We start from the raw sequence: 15,964 nt of genomic DNA, 5'->3' as shown, positions 1-15,964 counted from the left end.
ACAGTAGCCGAAAGAATACTGCTAGTGGGGCCATGGAGCAGGTATTCTCTGTACAAGAGAAACGCGTAAACGGAGGCTTGAAAAACGATGCACTGTCGCATTCGGATCAATGGGCATCTTAGCTCATCCTGGGGGGAATGGTTTGAGCAGTTGGAGATCGTACAGGAGAATGCAGGGACCACCTATTTGTATGGGCAACTGGCTGATCAAGCGGCACTGTATAGCGTGCCTCTTAAAATTCGCAACCTCGGTCTGGTCTTGTGCTCGCTTGAGACAAGCGAGGATGAAGGCGAAATTTTGTGAAATAAGAGGAGAGTATGAATAAACGATGAGTGCACCACTACGCATGATTATTGGTATTAGCGGAGCTACTGGCGTTGTTTATGGAGTACGACTGCTCCAGGTACTCAAACAGCAGGGCATTGAAACGCACCTGGTGGTAACAAAAGCAGGAGAGATGACACGTGCCTATGAGACCGACCTCTCGATGCAGCAATTGCGCAGCATGGCCGATGTCTGGTATCCCGTCACTGATGTTGGGGCGGCGATCTCCAGTGGCTCTTTCAAGACCATGGGCATGATTATCGCTCCCTGCTCGATCCGCACCATGAGCGAGATCGCGCATGGCATCACCAGTAGCCTGCTTACCAGAGCAGCTGATGTCGTCCTGAAAGAACGTCGCCGCCTGGTGCTGATGCTGCGCGAAACGCCCCTGACGGCGGGCCACATCAAGAGCATGCTTGCGGTCACCGAGAGCGGGGGCATTATCGCCCCACCGGTGCCTGCCTTCTATACCCAACCTCAGACTATCGAGGATCTGGTCGATCATGCCGTTGGCCGTGTGCTGGATCTGTTCGATATAGAGATGGCAGGCGTACAACGTTGGGGAGAGCCCCCTACTCACGAGGATGTGACAGCGCCGGTTGGGCTTTCTGTCTAAGTTGAGTAGATAAGAGGAAGATAGCCCATGAGCTATCATGTGAAAGTCTGGAGATATTAAAAATGAATCAAGTAGCACAACTGACGACGAAGCACCGTCTACGCTCTCTACGAGAATACATCGATGCACTGCGCGAGATCGGTGAAATCGTTGACGTTGAGCGCGAGGTGGATTGGAATCTGGAAATTGGCGCGATTATCCGACGCGTTTATGAGCTTAGAGCGCCAGCTCCGCTGTTTGCGAACATTAAAGGCATTGCTTGCGGGTTTCGTGTACTGGGAGCGCCGGCGGCGGTAAGTTCAGCACCTGGACGCTATCTGAGCCGCGTCGCTCTTTCGCTTGGACTCTCCGCCACAGCGTCGGGTCGTGAAATCATTGAGGCTCTGGTTGAAGCACGGGATGCACAGGGTATTCCACCTCGGATCGTTGCGTCGGGGCCATGCAAAGAGCATATTGACCTGGGCGACGCCGTGGATTTACTGAAGTTTCCAACGCCGTTCTCTCACGAGGGCGATGGTGGTCGTTATATCGGAACCTACGGAACCATTGTGGCGCGCACTCCTGATGGGAGCTGGACAAACTGGTCGAATGCGCGTGTGATGCTGCTCGATGGCAAACGCATGGCTGGCATTGTCAGTCCATTTCAACACCTGGGCATGATTCACAAGATGTGGAAAGAGCAAAACAAAGACATGCCATTCGCCCTCTGTCTGGGAGTAGAGCCTGCGATCTCGTTTGTCTCAGGGATGCCGCTGCCTAAGTTCGTCAATGAGTCCGATTATCTAGGTGGCTACCTGGGCGAAGCCATCGATGTTGTCGCCTGCGAAACGGTGAAGCTTGAGGTTCCAGCGACAGCAGAGATCGTGATCGAGGGCTATCTCTCTGTGACTGAGACGACCGTGGAGGGTCCAATGGGCGAATATGCAGGCTATGTGTGGCCGGGAGCGGGTGAGATACGACCAGTGTATCATATCACGGCCATTACCTATCGTCACGACCCCATTTTGCCCGTCGTGGTCGCCGGTGAGCCGATTGAGGAAGATCATACGGTCCAGGGCATTCCGAGTGCTGCGGAGACGTTGGTACAGCTTCGACAGGCTGGTGTCCCGGCAACGATGGCGTGGGTAACACTGGAGAGTGCCAACCACTGGCTGGTTGTAACGCTGCCCAACAATTGGAAACAGCAGACAGGGCTAGAGCGTGACACCCTCTTCAAAAAGATTGGCGACACTGTCTTCCAGTCGAAATTTGGCGCGGTCATCCCTAAGGTGATTGTGCTCAATGATGACATCGATGCGAGCAATACAAATGAGGTCATATGGGGTTTTGCAACGCGTGTGCGCCCGGTTTCTGGAGAGCATTTTTTCAATCATGAAGCGACGAGTCCGCTGGTCGCCTTCCTGGAATCAAGTGAGAAGATGAGTTTCCAGACGACCAAAGTTGTCTACGATGGCCTGGCACCAGAGGAATGGGGTGAGCGTTTACCAAAGCGTACCTCATTCAAGCACAATTACTCGCAGGAGTTGCAGGAGCGCATCGTGCGCAACTGGGAGGCGTATGGCTACAAAGGCTAGCTGCTGATCTCAGGATTTTAGTGCATAGTGGTGCATTATACGGGTGCAACGTGCATAGTGTGCCACTATGCACATTCAGCGAAGCGCCACAGGCGCTGAGGCTTTGGAAAGAACTAACCCCAAGAGTTACAAAAATACCACGAGGGAAAACCACAATGATTATCACCTTAAATCCACAGCGCGGCATTGACTGGCGCATTCTTCTGCTCGCCCTGGGCATGTTCGCCCTGGGTACAGATGCCTTTGTTGTCGCTGGCGTTCTGCCAGTCATTGCTGGAGAGATGCATGTGACTGAAGGACTGGCTGGTCAGCTCGTCACCGTCTTCTCACTCACCTATGGGTTGGGGGCGCCCGTGCTGGCGGCTGTAACCAGTCGCTGGTCCCGCAATCGGATGTTGTTGCTCTCACTGGGCGCATTTTGTCTGGCAAATATTGGCTCTGCCCTGGCCCCAACCTTCTCGCTGCTCTTGCTGACCCGTTTCCTGGCTGGTTGTTGCGCGGCGACCTTCGCGCCTCTGGCCTATACCACAGGCACCTCACTGGCCCCTGCGGAGAAACGCGGACAGGCGCTGGCGCTGGTCGTGCTTGGTTTAACCGTTGCCACCGTCTTTGGCTCTCCGTTAGGCACATGGGTGGGCGAGCACTTCGGCTGGCGGCTCTCCTTTGGCCTGGTGGCGGCGCTCGCTGGCATCGCTTTCCTGGCGCTACTCATACGTGATCTCCCCAAAACCGCCAGCACGCCTGCGCTCTCACTGAAGGCACGCCTGGCTCCTATCGCGGAGCCTCAACTCCTGCTGGCCCTGGCCCCGCACTACTCTGGAATCTCGGCATCTACACGGTCTACACCTATATCGCGCCTCTGCTCCATCATAGTCTTACGCTCACAGACATCAGCGGCATGCTACTCGTCTCTGGTTTGGGTGTTGTCATCGGTAACTGGTCTGGCGGCTTTATTGCTGATCGCTTTGGAGCCAAACTGCCGCTCAATGTGAGCCTCGTCGTGCTTGCTCTGGTCTTTGCGATTCTCCCACTTGTGCTGACAACGCTTGTAGGCGCGTTGCTTGCCCTCTTCGTTTGGGGCATTGCGGGATCGCTCGTCTTTATTCCTCAGCAGCATCGCCTACTCACTCTTGCCCCCCAGCATGCGAATGTGATCCTGGCCCTCAATAACTCGACGCTCTACCTGGGCATCGCGGGTGGCTCGGCTCTTGGTGGCGTCATAGTGCAAGTTGCGCTATTGAATACGCTCGGCTGGGCGGGGGCCGCCTGTGCCTTGCTGTCCCTCCTGGTACTGTTTCTCAGTATGCAGGTGAGTGAGCGTGCTCCACGTCTTCCTCTTACCCCGCAAGAAGATGGGGCATTCGCCGTTGACCTGGCCGAGGAAACAGCGCTCTCACAGAGGGAGGGGCAGAAATAAACAGGGTGATAATGTGCACAACGGACCAATGAGAGGGAGGCAAGCGAGCGATGATTTTCATGCTATAATCAAGCATTGTGTCCATAAGGAAGAGAAAGGAATCAGATCGCCGATGCCCAAACCTGCTATTTTGCTGGTTGATGATGATACGGATGTCTTGCGCGCAATCGAACGGGATGTGCGCCGTCACTTTGGGGGAACGTATCGCGTTTTGCGAGCCTCATCAGGAGCGCAGGCGCTTGATATACTCACACAATTAGCCTTACGCCACGAACCGGTCGCTCTCCTTGCGCGGCAAGCACCCAACAGGCCGTCCAGGTGAGACTAGATACGTTAACGCAGAGCGAGCGCGAAGAGACCCTCACGGCCTGGCTGGAGGATCAGGATCTCTCCAAAGCATGGGAATTGGCCACCACCTTCGTCGAGGCGGGATTGGAAACGGCCCATTTTGAGCCGCTTGCGAGGAGGTCGCACGCGACCTGCTTCAGCCTGCGCTGACCTGGCTGGCCGCCACGCTTACGGCCAACGACCTGCTCGCTCAGGTGGAACAGAGCACCACGCGTATCTCCGCTCTCGTCAAAGCCGTCAAAGAATACTCCTACATGGACCGCGCACAATTGCAGGAGGTCGATATTCATGATGGCCTGGAGAATACACTTACCATTCTGGGCCATAAGCTTAGAGGGCACATCGACGTCACACGCGCGTATGATCGTCACCTTCCACGCCTGACTGTCTATGGCAGTGAACTGAATCAGGTCTGGACCAACCTGCTAGATAATGCTATCGACGCGCTCCAGGGGCATGGCCAGATTACTATCAGCACCTGGCAAGATGGTGCCTTTGTCTGTGTGGAAATCGTCGATAATGGGCCAGGCATCCCTCAGGACATTCAGGCACGGATTTTTGAGCCGTTCTTTACAACGAAAGAGGTGGGGAAAGGAACTGGGCTGGGGTTGGATATTGCCTATCGTATCATCGTGACCGACCATCATGGAGATCTTACCCTGACGTCCCGGCCAGGAGAGACCCGTTTTCGAGTCTCTCTCCCTCTTAAGAGTAAACAAAAATAGCATACTGGAGGAACAAAATGAGTACACAAATCTGCACCCATCAAGACGCCATTCAACCTGTCACCCCGCATACACGTGGGTGTGAAGAATGCCTGGTTAGTGGAGATAGCTGGGTACATCTGCGCCTCTGTCTCACCTGTGGTCACGTTGGTTGCTGTGATTCATCGAAAAATAAGCACGCAACCAAACACTTTCACGCGACCAGCCATCCCATCATTCAATCGATTGAGCCTGGCGAGGACTGGCGCTGGTGCTACATCGACGAAGCCGTTCTCTGACGTTTCTTTCCTCATCATAGGGAGACCTGTGATCGGCTTGCCAGTGCCGAGGCGGGTCTTCCTTTGCCCCTACCAGAGGCTTTCGATCACACGCTCGATGGAGATATGGATGCTGACGCGTTGCTCCTTGGCAAACATATCCTCCATACTCTGGGCTGCTTTCTCATCGTCATTGTAGCGCACGACCAGGCGATGAATGTCACGCTGTGCTGTCTCCTGATCGTCGATGAGGGTGACTTTGCCCGTGATTGTTAGATATCCTCCATCCTCGAAGCAGATGGAGACGCGGGGATCACGGCGCAAATTGCGCTCTTTGACGCGTCCCGCCTTTGTGTTCATGAGAATATGCTCACCTTCCAGTTGGTACCACATGGCCGAGAGTTGGGGTGTGCCATCGGCGTTGATTGTGCCCAGAACGGCGAAACGACGCTCTTCTAGGAAAGCGCGTACTTTTTCAGAGAGGATCGCGGTGCGCATAAAAATATATTCCTTTGCAAGTGTGATAGATAGCGTTTGTGCTGAATAAATAGCTTACCTATTGACCAGCGTTGCGCATTGATCATAGTGCCTGAAGAGTTGAAGATCTTCAATGGTGTCTATGTCCAGCTCGGTCCCTAACTGGCGGTAGAAGGTATGGTCAAGTTTGAGAGCGCGGGCCTGGGCCACGTAGTGTTGCAGGCTGTTGACGCCAAAGACATAGGGGACAACAAGCGGCGGGTTTGCCAGGAATGCATTGGTACCGGTGCCATCACGTGATGGTGCGAGCACGACCTGGTGTGAGGCCGAGAGCTCGATCATTGCACGCACGTCCTGCCCCTTCAGCAGCGGGAGGTCCGCCGAGAGGGTGAGCAGGGTAGTGGCACCGTGATGGATAGCGTGATGGGCCGCCGCGGTCAAGGCCTGGTTGTGCCCTGGCTGCTCTTCTACCAGGCCATGCGCGCCCCAGTGACGCGCGCGCTCCAGAACCTCGGGATCGGCGCTCACCACCGAGATGCATTCCAGGGCCTCGCTGGCGTGCAGGGCATCGATCACGCAATGGAGCATATCGAGCACGAGCGTTGAGCGCTGTTCTGGCGTCAAATGTTCTGAGAGGCGTGTTTTGACGGCCGATAGTTGTTTGACGGGTATTAATGCTCGATGCCCCATGCGTGCCTGACTTTCTACATTCTAGTATGATTGATACTAATAACGGAGGCCTGCGGCCTCAAGAACGGTGCGTGCCAGCGCGGTCTTGGCCTGTTGATCGCGCATGATGGTATCGGTGACCACACAGGGGATGCCCAGGTCCTCTACCTGCTCGGCCAGGTGCGCGTCCTGCTGATCGATAACCATCACATCCAGGAAATCACGATAGCAGCGCGTGACGCCAACCGCGGTGGCCTCCATGTGCAGGGCGCGCATCAGCCTGTCCGCTGGCCCCTTGATGGGAGCGCCGCCCACAAGTGGGCTGACTGCGACGACCATACCACTGGCCTCGTGCAGGGCATCATGAATGCCGGGAATCGCCAGGATGGTGCCGATGCTCACAATGGGGTTGCTGGGCGCGATTAAAATGGCCTCGGCCTGCTTAATGGCATCGATCACACCTGGGGCGGGTCGTGCCGTTTTAGCGCCGACAAATTTGACGCCCTGGACCTCGACGTTGAAGCGATGCTTCACAAAATATTCCTCAAAGTGGATGAGGCCCGCTGGCGTCTGGATATGTGTCTCTACGGAATCATCGCTCATGGGGAGGATGCGTGGGCCGATGCCCATACGCTGGCGCAGACCCTCGGTGATGGTGCTGAGCGTCTCCCCCTGGTGCAGAAGCTGGGTGCGATGGATATGCGTCGCCAGGTCCTGGTCGCCCAACTGGAACCAGTTCTCATGGCCCAGTGCACTGAGGCGTTGCATGGTGTGATAGGTATCGTTCCGCACGCCCCAGCCCTGTTTCTCATCGACGAGGCCCGCCAGCGTGTACATGACGATATCAATATCAGGCGAGACATGCAGGCCATAGAACTGGCTATCATCACCAGTGTTGGCGATCACAACAATCTCTTCTTGTGGGACGACCTGCGTCACACCCTGTAAGAAGCGGGCGGCGCCAACACCGCCCGCGAGTACCACGATCATAAGCTACTTTTCCACCCTTACTCAAAATGGACAATCAGTTCTTCCAAAGGAAGACGTTCCCGGCGCTTAGGATCAGCCGCAGCATAGCCAACAGTAATGAGCGCCTGTGGGATCAGCGTTTCGCTGAGCCCCAACGCGACGCGGGCGATATCGGGGCAGAAGAGTGGCGCGCACATCCAGCCCGTATCCAGGCCCAGATCGTAGGCCATAAGCAGCATATTCTGAATGGCCGCGCCGATGCTCTGGATCGCCATGGTGCTCTCGTTGGCCTGGCGCTGCTGGTCTGGGTAGGTATCCAGGTCTTCCAGGTAGAGACAGGGGATGATAATGGCGGGCGCCTTGAGAATGCGCTGGCGAGATTTCTCCAGGCGCAGTTGTACGATCTCGGTGGGTTGCCCGTCCATTTCCAGGTTGCGCTGCCAGTCCTCTCCCATCGCCGCGGCAAGCCGGGTTTTTGGCTCAGGCTGGGTGAGTACGGCGAAGCGCCAGGGCTGACGCCCGTGCGGTGAGGGCGCCCAGCGTGCCGCCTCCAGCATCTGGAGCAATGCCTCGCGTGGTACCTCGCGCTCCTGATATTGCCGGACGCTACGGCGCCCACGCAGCAGCCCGGCCAGGTCGTCGCTCCGCTGGAGGCCGCTGGAGGCACGCGAATGTGAGGTTGGTGTGGTCACAATATTCCCTTATATGTCTTCTTAGCGGAACATATCCGTGGCGCTCTCACGAATGAGATCGCGACCACTCCCCTGCCCCGTTTTATAAGTATACCCGCGGATAAGCGCAACGGGAATACGGTCGACTTTACCCATGACTAATTCAGCCGCCGCCGCCAGTTCGTCGGCGACGCCGATCATGCTGGCGCGCAACTCATAGCCATAGGGATCATTCTGTCCACGATAATCGGTGACAGGCTCCATACCCGCGATACCAATGGCCATATTGACCTGTCCATTGCGCCAGGGGCGTCCCCAGGTATCAGAAATAATTACCGCGAAGTCGAGATGCTCGCCCTCGCCGGTCAGCTCTTGCACGCGCTGGCGAACCTGGCGCGCGGAGCGGTCGGAATCCTCTGGGAGCAGGGCGAGAACGCGCTCGCCACCAATATTGGACTCGTCGACGCCAGCGTTGGCGCAGATAAAGCCATGATGGCTCTCACAGATCATTACTCCGTGATCCATACGCACGATGCGCTTGCTTTCGCGCAGAACGACCTCAACATGCTGGGCGTCCTTTTGGTAGCGCTGTGCGTATTGGAGCGCGAAGGGGGAGGGCTCGATATCGTCGAGATGAACAAGACGACCCTCGGCCTTAGAGACGATCTTCTGCGTAATAATGAGCACATCGCCCTGTTGCAGGGTCAGTTGCTGCTGCTTCAGGGCGTCATAAATGAGACGGCCCAGGTCATCTCCTGGGCGGATATCACCAATACCTGTAACAGGTAAAATTTGTATCTGTGTATGCATAGTTTTCCCTCGTACGGTATTATATCGTCTGTTCGCTCATACTGTAAAGAATAAAGTGTTGGACCGGATGGGTCAGCAGGCCCCCTGGTGAAACGGAAATAGCTGCTGCTACGAGAATAAAAGAGAGACGATGAATGGTAGATGATGGCCCGACGCTGCTGAAGCACGCGTCGCCCACGCACGGTTCTCTGATACTCTATCGCAAAAAGGGGGATATATGCAATGCTGAAAACCCTGGGTCGTATGCTTCTGGCATCGATTTTTATCTCAGGAGGCGCCAATACCTTTATGCAGCCCGATGGTCGGGCGGAGAAGGTCGCCGCGGCGGGAATACCCCAGCCACGGCAGGCAGCCATTTTGAATGGCGCGGTGATGGTCGTGGGAGGTGCCGCCCTCGCGGCAGGCATCGCGCCCAAGCTCGCGGCGACCGCGCTGCTGGGGGCCTTGATCCCCACCACCATCGTGGGCCATCCATTCTGGAAAGAGGAGACGCCAGCCGGGAAAGCCAGTCAGCAGGTCCAATTCTTGAAGAACCTCGCGGCGGTGGGTGGCCTACTTCTTGTTCTAGCCGACAATTCTCACGAGGAGGTATAGGCCAGGAGCGCCTTGGTACCGACCTGGCGGAGTTGTAAGGGATATGTAGAAGGGGAATGGATCAGCAGCCCATTCCCCTTCTACATACCCCTTATCTTGAAGGTTCGCGCAGCGAGTCTGAGATGTACGGAAAAGCCTACATACCCTAGCCAAAGCAACCTGCTTTCAGATATTATTAAAGACATGATACCAAGCAGATATCAAGAATTTTTGCATGGAGGCATAGAGTGTCTTTCTTTGATCTCTTTACGCGCTTATTTCGTGCGTTCAATTATAGAAATGCGGGAAGCGATATTCTTGCTAGTAGTGTGATCGATCACACACGAGCGGAAGAGTGGGGCATTGCCTATGTGGACGGGGCTGGCCGCAGGCGGCGCACGGATGTCCCCTATTTATTGCCAAAAGACGACCAGGAGATTCAGCGCCTGGATTACCAGCACTATATTTTACGCCAGGTGCTTCAGGGAAATATCTCCGCGCCCTTTCAGCTAGAGGCCCAGCAAGGCTATGTCCTGGACGTGGGCTGCGGTAGCGGTCGCTGGGCGAGCGAGGTCGCCACGAGCTATCCACATTTGCAGGTGATTGGACTCGACCTGGAGGAGGCTAACATTAAGGCCTCCTCGCGCCCGCTCAACTATCAATTTACGCAGGGAAATGTGCTGGAGAAGTTGCCATTCCCCGACGAGAGCATGACCTATGTGCATCAACGCTTATTAGTAGCGGCTATTCCCGCCGCAAAGTGGCCGTGGGTTGTGCAAGAACTGGCGCGTGTGACCAGGCGTGGAGGCTGGGTTGAGCTAGTGGAGATGGGTGGTGGATTTGTGAGCGAGGGGGCGGCAACGCAACAGTTTATGGCCTGGTTCAGGCAATTGAGCCAGATGCGAGGGATTGACCTTGAAGTAATGGGGCGCCTGGACATCTTGCTCCAGCAGGCGGGATTACATCACGTGCAGAAGAAGACGCAGAACCTGCCTGTCGGTTCCTGGGGTGGACGCATGGGCGAACTCCTGGCGCGCGACATGCTCTCCGGCTGGCCCAGTCTGCAACCCCTCTGCCAGCAGTATTTAAACATCCCCAAAGAGACCTTTGACGCGGTCATTGCCTCCCTGGAAGCCGAGTGGAATAGCCATCAAACTGAATACGAAGTATATGTTGTCTATGGGCAAAAGTAAATAGCAGCGTACGCAAGTAGCGGATCCGTCGCCCGCTACTTGCGTACGCTGCTATTTAGCTAGACATTATCCATATTATGCCGCAAAGGCGAGCGTCTGGGTGAGGCGCTCGAAAAGATCCCGTGGAATTTCTATCATATCGGGTTTGGCAGGCGACAGGTAAGAAAGTGTCACTGGCCACAAGTGCTGACGAACAAAGGCCAGCGTGTCGGAAAACGTGGGAAGCGCTTTGGTATACCAAGCTGCCTGACGAACAGGCAACGGCTGACCCTGGAGCAACTGATGAGCAAAGATCGTGACCAGAGAAAAGAGAGCGAGCAGAGCAGGGGTGGTGCGCAAGATAGCAAGGTCGGACCATTGTCGCTGCGTCTCCACGCCTAGATGCGTGCGAACCTCATGAAAGGTTACTTCCATCTGCCATCGCAAAACGAACCATTCTAAGATGGCTTGGGCCCAAGCCTGCTGATTGGTACACAGCAGCGCTTGGGAATCGAATTGCCCTTGCGGGTCCCGAATGAGCACCCAACGGATCGCAACTGGTGGCAGTCCGTTGTGATACCAAACAGCGGTCTCGCTCGTCAGTTCGACGGTGCGTGTGGTTTCGCCATACCAAGCCACGGTGATGCACTGCCAAATGGTGGCCGGATCGGTGAGCCGCTGCGCCAGGGTGGGCTGACGGGCCCCTTCTTGCGGGGACGTCCATTGGTTCCCGGTTTGCGAATAGGAGCAGGATCATAGAGAGCAGCATCCAGGCGTAAACGGGTGACGATGACGACAGGCTCGATCATCCTGGCCGCACAGGCGAGCAATTCCAGAACCGAGTAACTACTGTCTGCTACGACCACCAGCATGTGCTCAGGCAGCCAGCGACGCAGTTGCCGGATCATTTGCCGTCCCCAATCAGTGAGCTTTTTGTGGCGGCGGCGATGCTGCTGATTGTAGCGTTCAGAAGGGGCCAGCACGGTAAAAAAGGGCAAGGCCCAGACCCGACAAGCCCACGGAATAGGGGTCAATAACATCATCGAGATCCAGCGCAAACCACTCGTCTTCACAAAGAACTCTTTGCTCGAACGCACCGGATCACGATAGATACCTTTGGCCGCTATCTTGGTTCCACGACGGCGTTCAATTGTCTCATCAATACCCACCACAATGGGGGCATCCTCCGGCACAAAGAGACGGATCAACAAGTGCAAGAGAATCCGGCTGAGTGCCCGACTCGACCACTTCGCTCGGCTGAGCACCCGAGTGACGTGTTCTGGAATTGTCGTTCTTGATTGAGGCCCATCACGCGCAAAATCGCTGTCACTGTCCGTTCTCCTGGAGCCAGGATCGCTCCGATCAAGAGCACCTTGGCCCATTCCCACACTCGTTCGCTAAACGCTTCTTCAAAGGAGCGCAACACCTGTATAATCCTTTTAGGCAGATTGAGCATCTCTCTTCTCTTTTCGCAATCAGATTTGAGCGAAGCTTACTCTGCCTTTCATTTTTTGTCTAGCGAATGGATAAAGTCTAGCTTAGTGGGGAATGTCAGGCTGGCTCGCTGCCCCAGACGAGGTGGCCCTGGATATAGACAGTGATATAGGGAGCGAGCTGATAGCTTGTGCTATGGGCGTTGAAGGAGTAATCGTTGCTCTCATTATAGTTACTCCAATCAGTCTTATTGAAGCGAAACTTAATCTCGCCGGTATTATCCCCGGGTTGCAGGTTCCCGGTCCCAGGGGTGAAGCTGAGTTCCAGGTAACTGTCGGCGCTGGCGCGAGGTGGCGAGAGTAAGACAATGTGCTGGTTGATGTGCTCACAGCCAGGGGTGGCGTAGTCGCACCAGGTCTGCTGTGCCTGGGCGGAGTCGGGCGTGTACCAGTAACGAATCGTCACCGTCGAGAGGTCAAGCGGGGCCGCGCCTGTATTGACGAGTTTTAGCTGAGGCTGGATCTGATTTACGATAGGGCCGCTACCATTGCCGCTTTGGTAATAAAGCTCGATATGTTGTCCACTGACGGGAGAGGGCGCCGGGTGCGTAGCTTTTGGGTGCGGCGTGGGCGCAGGTGGGGTTTGATTTAGACTAGCCTGGTCAAAGGGATAGAGAATAGGTTGCAAGTAATTTTGCTTCTCCTGGTTGATATAGGTCCAATCGTCTTGTAGGAGCCCACCAGTATCCACAGAATCGGGGTTCCAACTCCAGAAGGTCCAGTTAATGCCATTGACCCCGCGCCCCAGGTAAGAGACCAGGCTTGTCAGCCATTGTTTATCCTGCGCGTTTTGCAGGCGAGTCCCAAACTCGCCAACCCAGACGGGCGCGATTCCCTGCTTTTGGATATAGCCCCAGTAGCTATCCCAGATAGCGGAGAGATTATGAGGAAAGCTGGGATCTTTAAACCAGAGCTGAGGATAGATGCTCACGGGATAGTCATGGACGGAGTAGACCAGGCGGTGCGCGACCTGTAGCTGAACTGGATGGGTCGCGACCCCTTTGAGATTGCTGCCCCACCAGGAGCAGTTTCCCGGCACCTGTTTATCGGCATTAGGATCGGGATAACACTCCACACCCTCGACAAAGATGAGCCAGTTGGGATTGACCGCGAGAATGGCATTGCCAGCACGCTGCGCAGCCTGTTGCCAGTCAAGTTTTGGATCGCCGCAGCCCCAGCAGGCAGGTGCTCTTGGCTCATTATGCAGATCGGCCCCGATGACCATGGAATTGTCTTTATAATGTTGTGCCAGCATCTGCCAATCCGTGATCCAGCGCGACTCAGGATACTGCGTGGTATACCATAGCGGCTCCTGTTGCGTAGCGCCGGGGCGGTGTCGGTCCAGAATGATATGTAGACCAATCTGGCTAGCATACTCCACAATTTTATCCAGTAGTTGCAATCCCCGTAGCCCGCGTAGTTCTTGATTCTTCGTATAGTCAATACCAGTAGGGGCGTTGTTGACATCGAAGAGATGGTTAGTATAGGGAAGGCGGAGCGTATTATAGTGCTGGGCCTTGATCTGATCGAGCATATCCTTGTAGTTGCGCGTTGCGAGGCCATGCACGACCAGCGTCTCAGTCTCAAAGCCGGACCAGTTGACGCCCGCGATGCGCACGGGCCGGTTCTGGGCATCGTAAATCTGGCTGCCATCGGTATGCCAGGCCCCGGCCCCGATCGCGCTAGCCGTGGTGGAAGGGAAAAGCGTGTTCTTGAGCAGGCCGAGGCTCAACAGCAAGAGTGAGCCAACGAGCAGAATAGCCAGACCGACAAGCACGATCCGGGAGACACCACGGGCCTGCCTGGGCGGCTCGGTTGACTGATGAGGAAGAAATGGCTCGGTGGGACTCGCGTGATCGAACGACTCCGAGCCATCTGCATTGTGCGTCATTGTGGCTCACTCCCTTTCTGTGATTTCTCTATATGATTGATGAATAGACTTAGCTACAACTAGTGGCGTCGTGAAGGACCTGGTAGACCTGGATACGCGATTGTGCATCGCCACTGGCAGCATCAAACTGCGCACGCAGTACCGAGCGATGAAGCGCGCGGTCCAGGAGCAGCATTGGCCCACCACGCGTCTGAATATCGCTCTGCATCTGAGCATCAACCACGAGATAGTCGATGCGATTCCAGCAGTCATGCAGCAGGGTATTATGGATCTCGGGATCAAAGGCCGCGTTCCAGTAGATCTGCGCCTGGGTGTAAGGTAAGCCCCTGCCAACGCCCATCCCTCCGGTCTCATGGAGGTCGGTATACAGGTAGCTATTGATGATAATAATGGAACTGGTAGGGGCATTGCGATTGATCCAGAGCAGCGCCTGGCGTTGCGGCTCTGCGGTATTCTGGCTGAATTGAGGATTTGCGCGCTGAATATTTAAGGGAATGAGTGCGCCAAGGAGTAGAAAGAGGAGCAAGGCCCGTGCCAGATCGAAGCCAGCGCGTTTGCTGAGCGCTTTGAGCGGTATATCCAGCGCCAGCGCGATATTCATCCCTAGGAGCGGCAGGAGCGGGAGTATCGAATAAGGGAAGATGTTCTGAATGCTTAACAGGAGCACCCAGTAACTGATAAAAAAGAGCACTATGAGCCATTGCAGGCGGTTCCACCAGCCACCAGCAATATTGATCACCAGGGCAATGCCTCCGGCGATAAACAGGGGCTGGTCCAGGCGAATCCAGGTATTCCAGCTTGTCGCAAAATCTCCCATATTGGGAACATATTGTATCTGTTGGAGCAGGGTGCCAAGCAAACTCGGGTGAGCATGAGTATCACCGGGGAGCAGGCCTGTTGGCAACAGCTCTCCCTTCAGGATCGCCAGCAGTGCATAAGCGGAACTGAGCGAGAGCACAATGTAGCAAAAGGCCACCAGGGCAAACTTGCGTTGGAAGCGTGTGGCAAAGAGCCAGACTCCGTAGAGCATCACAGGTATAAAGACCAGAAAGACCTCTTTGCTCAGGATGGCAATACCCAGCGCAAGGGCCGAAAAGATGATGTTGCGTAGGCGGCTATTGCCACGTACCACAAAGAAGACAGAAAGGAGCAGCCAGAAGGTTCCAATATTATCGAGAAGGATCTCGCGCTGATAGGTCACGCTAAGCGGAGAGAGGGTATAGATGGTCATTGCCAGCAATCCAGCGCTGCGGCTGCCACTGAGGCGGCGTGTGATGAGATAGACAAGTAGACCACTGGCGATGGCCAGCAAGAGCATCAGCACGCGTCCGCTATTGATCGCGGTTTCAAAGCTAAAGAAGCCGCCAGTGAGCAGCGTCCAGATCGCCAGTTGTATCCAGCCCAGAGGTGGGTGATCGTAGGTGTAGGGATAGGGTTGTAGATGACCATGCATGATGGCCCAGGCGTTTGCTATATAGGCGCCTTCATCCGGACCATACTGCGGATAGTTAAACATATTGAAGGCATGGGCGCCCAGTCCCAGACTTAGCAAAACCAGGACGACTAGCCCCTCAAGCCAGAGCGGTATGGGGACAGCGTTGCGTTGTGCTGGATTGAACAACTCAATACGCGGCAGCAGGCGTGTCTTGATCTTGGAGACACGTAGCTGCTCGGCGGATATCCAGCGTATCTGCTCCAGCAGCGAGGTATTGCCGCTGGCCTGCTGAATATTACGGCGATGGTTATCAGGAACGACCGCATGCACAAAGAAGCGGTTATTGCGGTATAGGGTCACGTTTCCTGGATCGAGCTTCTCCTCTGCCCCTGGCCTTGGTGTCTCGGCTGGACGCGCCGGAACAGGTGGGGTTGTTGGTAGTGTTGGCGCAGGCGTCTGCTCGCTCTTCTCAGAAGCTGGCCTCTGTTGTTGCTCAGGTCCTTGCATACTCTATCTCTCTTCTATTGGATTTGTTGAATTAGG

General features: G+C 55.5%; 19 protein-coding genes and 1 pseudogene. 11 read left to right on the top strand and 9 right to left on the bottom strand.

The genetic code is table 11. The features are described from left to right. The first annotated feature begins 87 nt into the window (after positions 1 to 87). The 9 genes and pseudogenes from KTE_RS02380 (at position 88) to KTE_RS02340 (ending at position 5,282) form a co-directional block, all read left to right on the top strand. Positions 88 to 303, top strand: coding sequence for a hypothetical protein (locus KTE_RS02380; RefSeq protein ID WP_201378129.1), 216 nt, complete (start codon positions 88 to 90; stop codon positions 301 to 303). A gap of 25 nt (positions 304 to 328) precedes the next feature. Further along, the gene (locus KTE_RS02375; protein WP_201378127.1) at positions 329 to 940 is read left to right on the top strand and encodes a UbiX family flavin prenyltransferase; all 612 of its coding nucleotides are present in this window, start codon (positions 329 to 331) and stop codon (positions 938 to 940) included. A gap of 62 nt (positions 941 to 1,002) precedes the next feature. Next, positions 1,003 to 2,514 (top strand): UbiD family decarboxylase, encoded by a 1,512-nt coding sequence (locus KTE_RS02370; protein WP_201378125.1) that lies wholly within the window; start codon positions 1,003 to 1,005, stop codon positions 2,512 to 2,514. Positions 2,515 to 2,669: 155 nt separating this feature from the next. After that, positions 2,670 to 3,284 (top strand): annotated as a pseudogene (locus tag KTE_RS02365) (MFS transporter); the annotation flags it as partial. Positions 3,285 to 3,343: 59 nt separating this feature from the next. After that, positions 3,344 to 3,931 carry an MFS transporter gene (locus KTE_RS02360; RefSeq protein ID WP_374226795.1) on the top strand — a complete coding sequence of 196 codons (588 nt, stop codon included), beginning with the start codon at positions 3,344 to 3,346 and terminating at the stop codon, positions 3,929 to 3,931. A gap of 112 nt (positions 3,932 to 4,043) precedes the next feature. Next, positions 4,044 to 4,253, top strand: coding sequence for a hypothetical protein (locus KTE_RS02355; RefSeq protein WP_201378119.1), 210 nt, complete (start codon positions 4,044 to 4,046; stop codon positions 4,251 to 4,253). After that, complete coding sequence (locus KTE_RS02350; protein ID WP_201378117.1) at positions 4,250 to 4,429, top strand: hypothetical protein; 180 nt, start codon at positions 4,250 to 4,252, stop codon at positions 4,427 to 4,429. Before KTE_RS02355 ends, KTE_RS02350 begins: the two co-directional genes overlap by 4 nt. A 44-nt stretch (positions 4,430 to 4,473) precedes the next feature. Next, the gene (locus tag KTE_RS02345; protein ID WP_236600249.1) at positions 4,474 to 5,004 is read left to right on the top strand and encodes a sensor histidine kinase; all 531 of its coding nucleotides are present in this window, start codon (positions 4,474 to 4,476) and stop codon (positions 5,002 to 5,004) included. Between the two features lie 17 nt (positions 5,005 to 5,021). Then, positions 5,022 to 5,282, top strand: coding sequence for a ubiquitin carboxyl-terminal hydrolase 14 (locus KTE_RS02340; RefSeq protein WP_201378113.1), 261 nt, complete (start codon positions 5,022 to 5,024; stop codon positions 5,280 to 5,282). Between the two features lie 69 nt (positions 5,283 to 5,351). Here the strand turns inward: KTE_RS02340 and KTE_RS02335 are convergent, their stop codons facing one another. Genes KTE_RS02335 through cofE form a run of 5 tightly spaced genes read right to left on the bottom strand, consistent with a single transcriptional unit; the run spans position 5,352 to position 8,857 of the window. Further along, positions 5,352 to 5,759, bottom strand: coding sequence for a PPOX class F420-dependent oxidoreductase (locus KTE_RS02335; protein WP_201378112.1), 408 nt, complete (start codon positions 5,757 to 5,759; stop codon positions 5,352 to 5,354). Positions 5,760 to 5,813: 54 nt separating this feature from the next. Further along, the gene (gene cofC / locus KTE_RS02330; protein WP_201378111.1) at positions 5,814 to 6,428 is read right to left on the bottom strand and encodes a 2-phospho-L-lactate guanylyltransferase; all 615 of its coding nucleotides are present in this window, start codon (positions 6,426 to 6,428) and stop codon (positions 5,814 to 5,816) included. 36 nt (positions 6,429 to 6,464) lie between these two features. Further along, positions 6,465 to 7,397: a 2-phospho-L-lactate transferase gene (gene cofD, locus KTE_RS02325; protein ID WP_201378110.1), complete on the bottom strand. Its 933-nt coding sequence runs from the start codon at positions 7,395 to 7,397 to the stop codon at positions 6,465 to 6,467. Positions 7,398 to 7,414: 17 nt separating this feature from the next. Continuing rightward, on the bottom strand, positions 7,415 to 8,068 hold the full coding sequence (locus KTE_RS02320) for a nitroreductase family protein (protein ID WP_201378108.1): 654 nt from the start codon (positions 8,066 to 8,068) through the stop codon (positions 7,415 to 7,417). 21 nt (positions 8,069 to 8,089) lie between these two features. Next, positions 8,090 to 8,857, bottom strand: coding sequence for a coenzyme F420-0:L-glutamate ligase (gene cofE / locus KTE_RS02315; protein WP_201378106.1), 768 nt, complete (start codon positions 8,855 to 8,857; stop codon positions 8,090 to 8,092). 222 nt (positions 8,858 to 9,079) lie between these two features. On the opposite strand from cofE, the gene KTE_RS02310 reads away from it, so the two are divergent. Next, positions 9,080 to 9,451 (top strand): DoxX family membrane protein, encoded by a 372-nt coding sequence (locus tag KTE_RS02310; protein ID WP_201378095.1) that lies wholly within the window; start codon positions 9,080 to 9,082, stop codon positions 9,449 to 9,451. A 227-nt stretch (positions 9,452 to 9,678) separates the two neighbouring features. After that, positions 9,679 to 10,623: a class I SAM-dependent methyltransferase gene (locus tag KTE_RS02305; RefSeq protein WP_201378093.1), complete on the top strand. Its 945-nt coding sequence runs from the start codon at positions 9,679 to 9,681 to the stop codon at positions 10,621 to 10,623. A 75-nt stretch (positions 10,624 to 10,698) separates the two neighbouring features. On the opposite strand, the gene KTE_RS47265 is transcribed toward KTE_RS02305, so the two are convergent. From KTE_RS47265 to KTE_RS02290, 4 genes are all read right to left on the bottom strand, one after another. Further along, entirely contained in the window at positions 10,699 to 11,241 is a 543-nt protein-coding gene (locus tag KTE_RS47265) for a hypothetical protein (RefSeq protein ID WP_236600248.1), read from the bottom strand. Then, positions 11,202 to 11,984 (bottom strand): transposase, encoded by a 783-nt coding sequence (locus KTE_RS47260; protein WP_236600247.1) that lies wholly within the window; start codon positions 11,982 to 11,984, stop codon positions 11,202 to 11,204. The genes KTE_RS47265 and KTE_RS47260 overlap by 40 nt, the downstream gene beginning before the upstream one ends. 169 nt (positions 11,985 to 12,153) lie before the next feature. Further along, positions 12,154 to 13,986 carry a cellulase family glycosylhydrolase gene (locus tag KTE_RS02295; protein ID WP_201378091.1) on the bottom strand — a complete coding sequence of 611 codons (1,833 nt, stop codon included), beginning with the start codon at positions 13,984 to 13,986 and terminating at the stop codon, positions 12,154 to 12,156. Positions 13,987 to 14,035: 49 nt separating this feature from the next. Further along, positions 14,036 to 15,928, bottom strand: coding sequence for a phospholipid carrier-dependent glycosyltransferase (locus KTE_RS02290; protein ID WP_201378089.1), 1,893 nt, complete (start codon positions 15,926 to 15,928; stop codon positions 14,036 to 14,038). Positions 15,929 to 15,964: the final 36 nt, after the last annotated feature.

Origin of the sequence: Ktedonobacter sp. SOSP1-85, assembly GCF_016587415.1 — a bacterium.
Taxonomy (GTDB): Bacteria; Chloroflexota; Ktedonobacteria; order Ktedonobacterales; family Ktedonobacteraceae; genus Ktedonobacter.
The sequence above is the reverse complement of the archived record's forward strand: the minus strand, read 5'-3'. Positions and strand labels throughout refer to the sequence as shown.

Bases quoted from the DNA above. Each gene is read 5' to 3' on its own strand.
- KTE_RS02380 (WP_201378129.1), top strand. From the start codon at position 88: ATGCACTGTCGCATTCGGATCAATGGGCATCTTAGCTCATCCTGGGGG.
- KTE_RS02375 (WP_201378127.1), top strand. From the start codon at position 329: ATGAGTGCACCACTACGCATGATTATTGGTATTAGCGGAGCTACTGGC.
- KTE_RS02370 (WP_201378125.1), top strand. From the start codon at position 1,003: ATGAATCAAGTAGCACAACTGACGACGAAGCACCGTCTACGCTCTCTA.
- KTE_RS02355 (WP_201378119.1), top strand. From the start codon at position 4,044: ATGCCCAAACCTGCTATTTTGCTGGTTGATGATGATACGGATGTCTTG.
- KTE_RS02340 (WP_201378113.1), top strand. From the start codon at position 5,022: ATGAGTACACAAATCTGCACCCATCAAGACGCCATTCAACCTGTCACC.
- KTE_RS02335 (WP_201378112.1), bottom strand. From the start codon at position 5,759: ATGCGCACCGCGATCCTCTCTGAAAAAGTACGCGCTTTCCTAGAAGAG.
- cofC (WP_201378111.1), bottom strand. From the start codon at position 6,428: ATGGGGCATCGAGCATTAATACCCGTCAAACAACTATCGGCCGTCAAA.
- cofD (WP_201378110.1), bottom strand. From the start codon at position 7,397: ATGATCGTGGTACTCGCGGGCGGTGTTGGCGCCGCCCGCTTCTTACAG.
- cofE (WP_201378106.1), bottom strand. From the start codon at position 8,857: ATGCATACACAGATACAAATTTTACCTGTTACAGGTATTGGTGATATC.
- KTE_RS02310 (WP_201378095.1), top strand. From the start codon at position 9,080: ATGCTGAAAACCCTGGGTCGTATGCTTCTGGCATCGATTTTTATCTCA.
- KTE_RS47260 (WP_236600247.1), bottom strand. From the start codon at position 11,984: ATGGGCCAAGGTGCTCTTGATCGGAGCGATCCTGGCTCCAGGAGAACG.
- KTE_RS02295 (WP_201378091.1), bottom strand. From the start codon at position 13,986: ATGACGCACAATGCAGATGGCTCGGAGTCGTTCGATCACGCGAGTCCC.
- KTE_RS02290 (WP_201378089.1), bottom strand. From the start codon at position 15,928: ATGCAAGGACCTGAGCAACAACAGAGGCCAGCTTCTGAGAAGAGCGAG.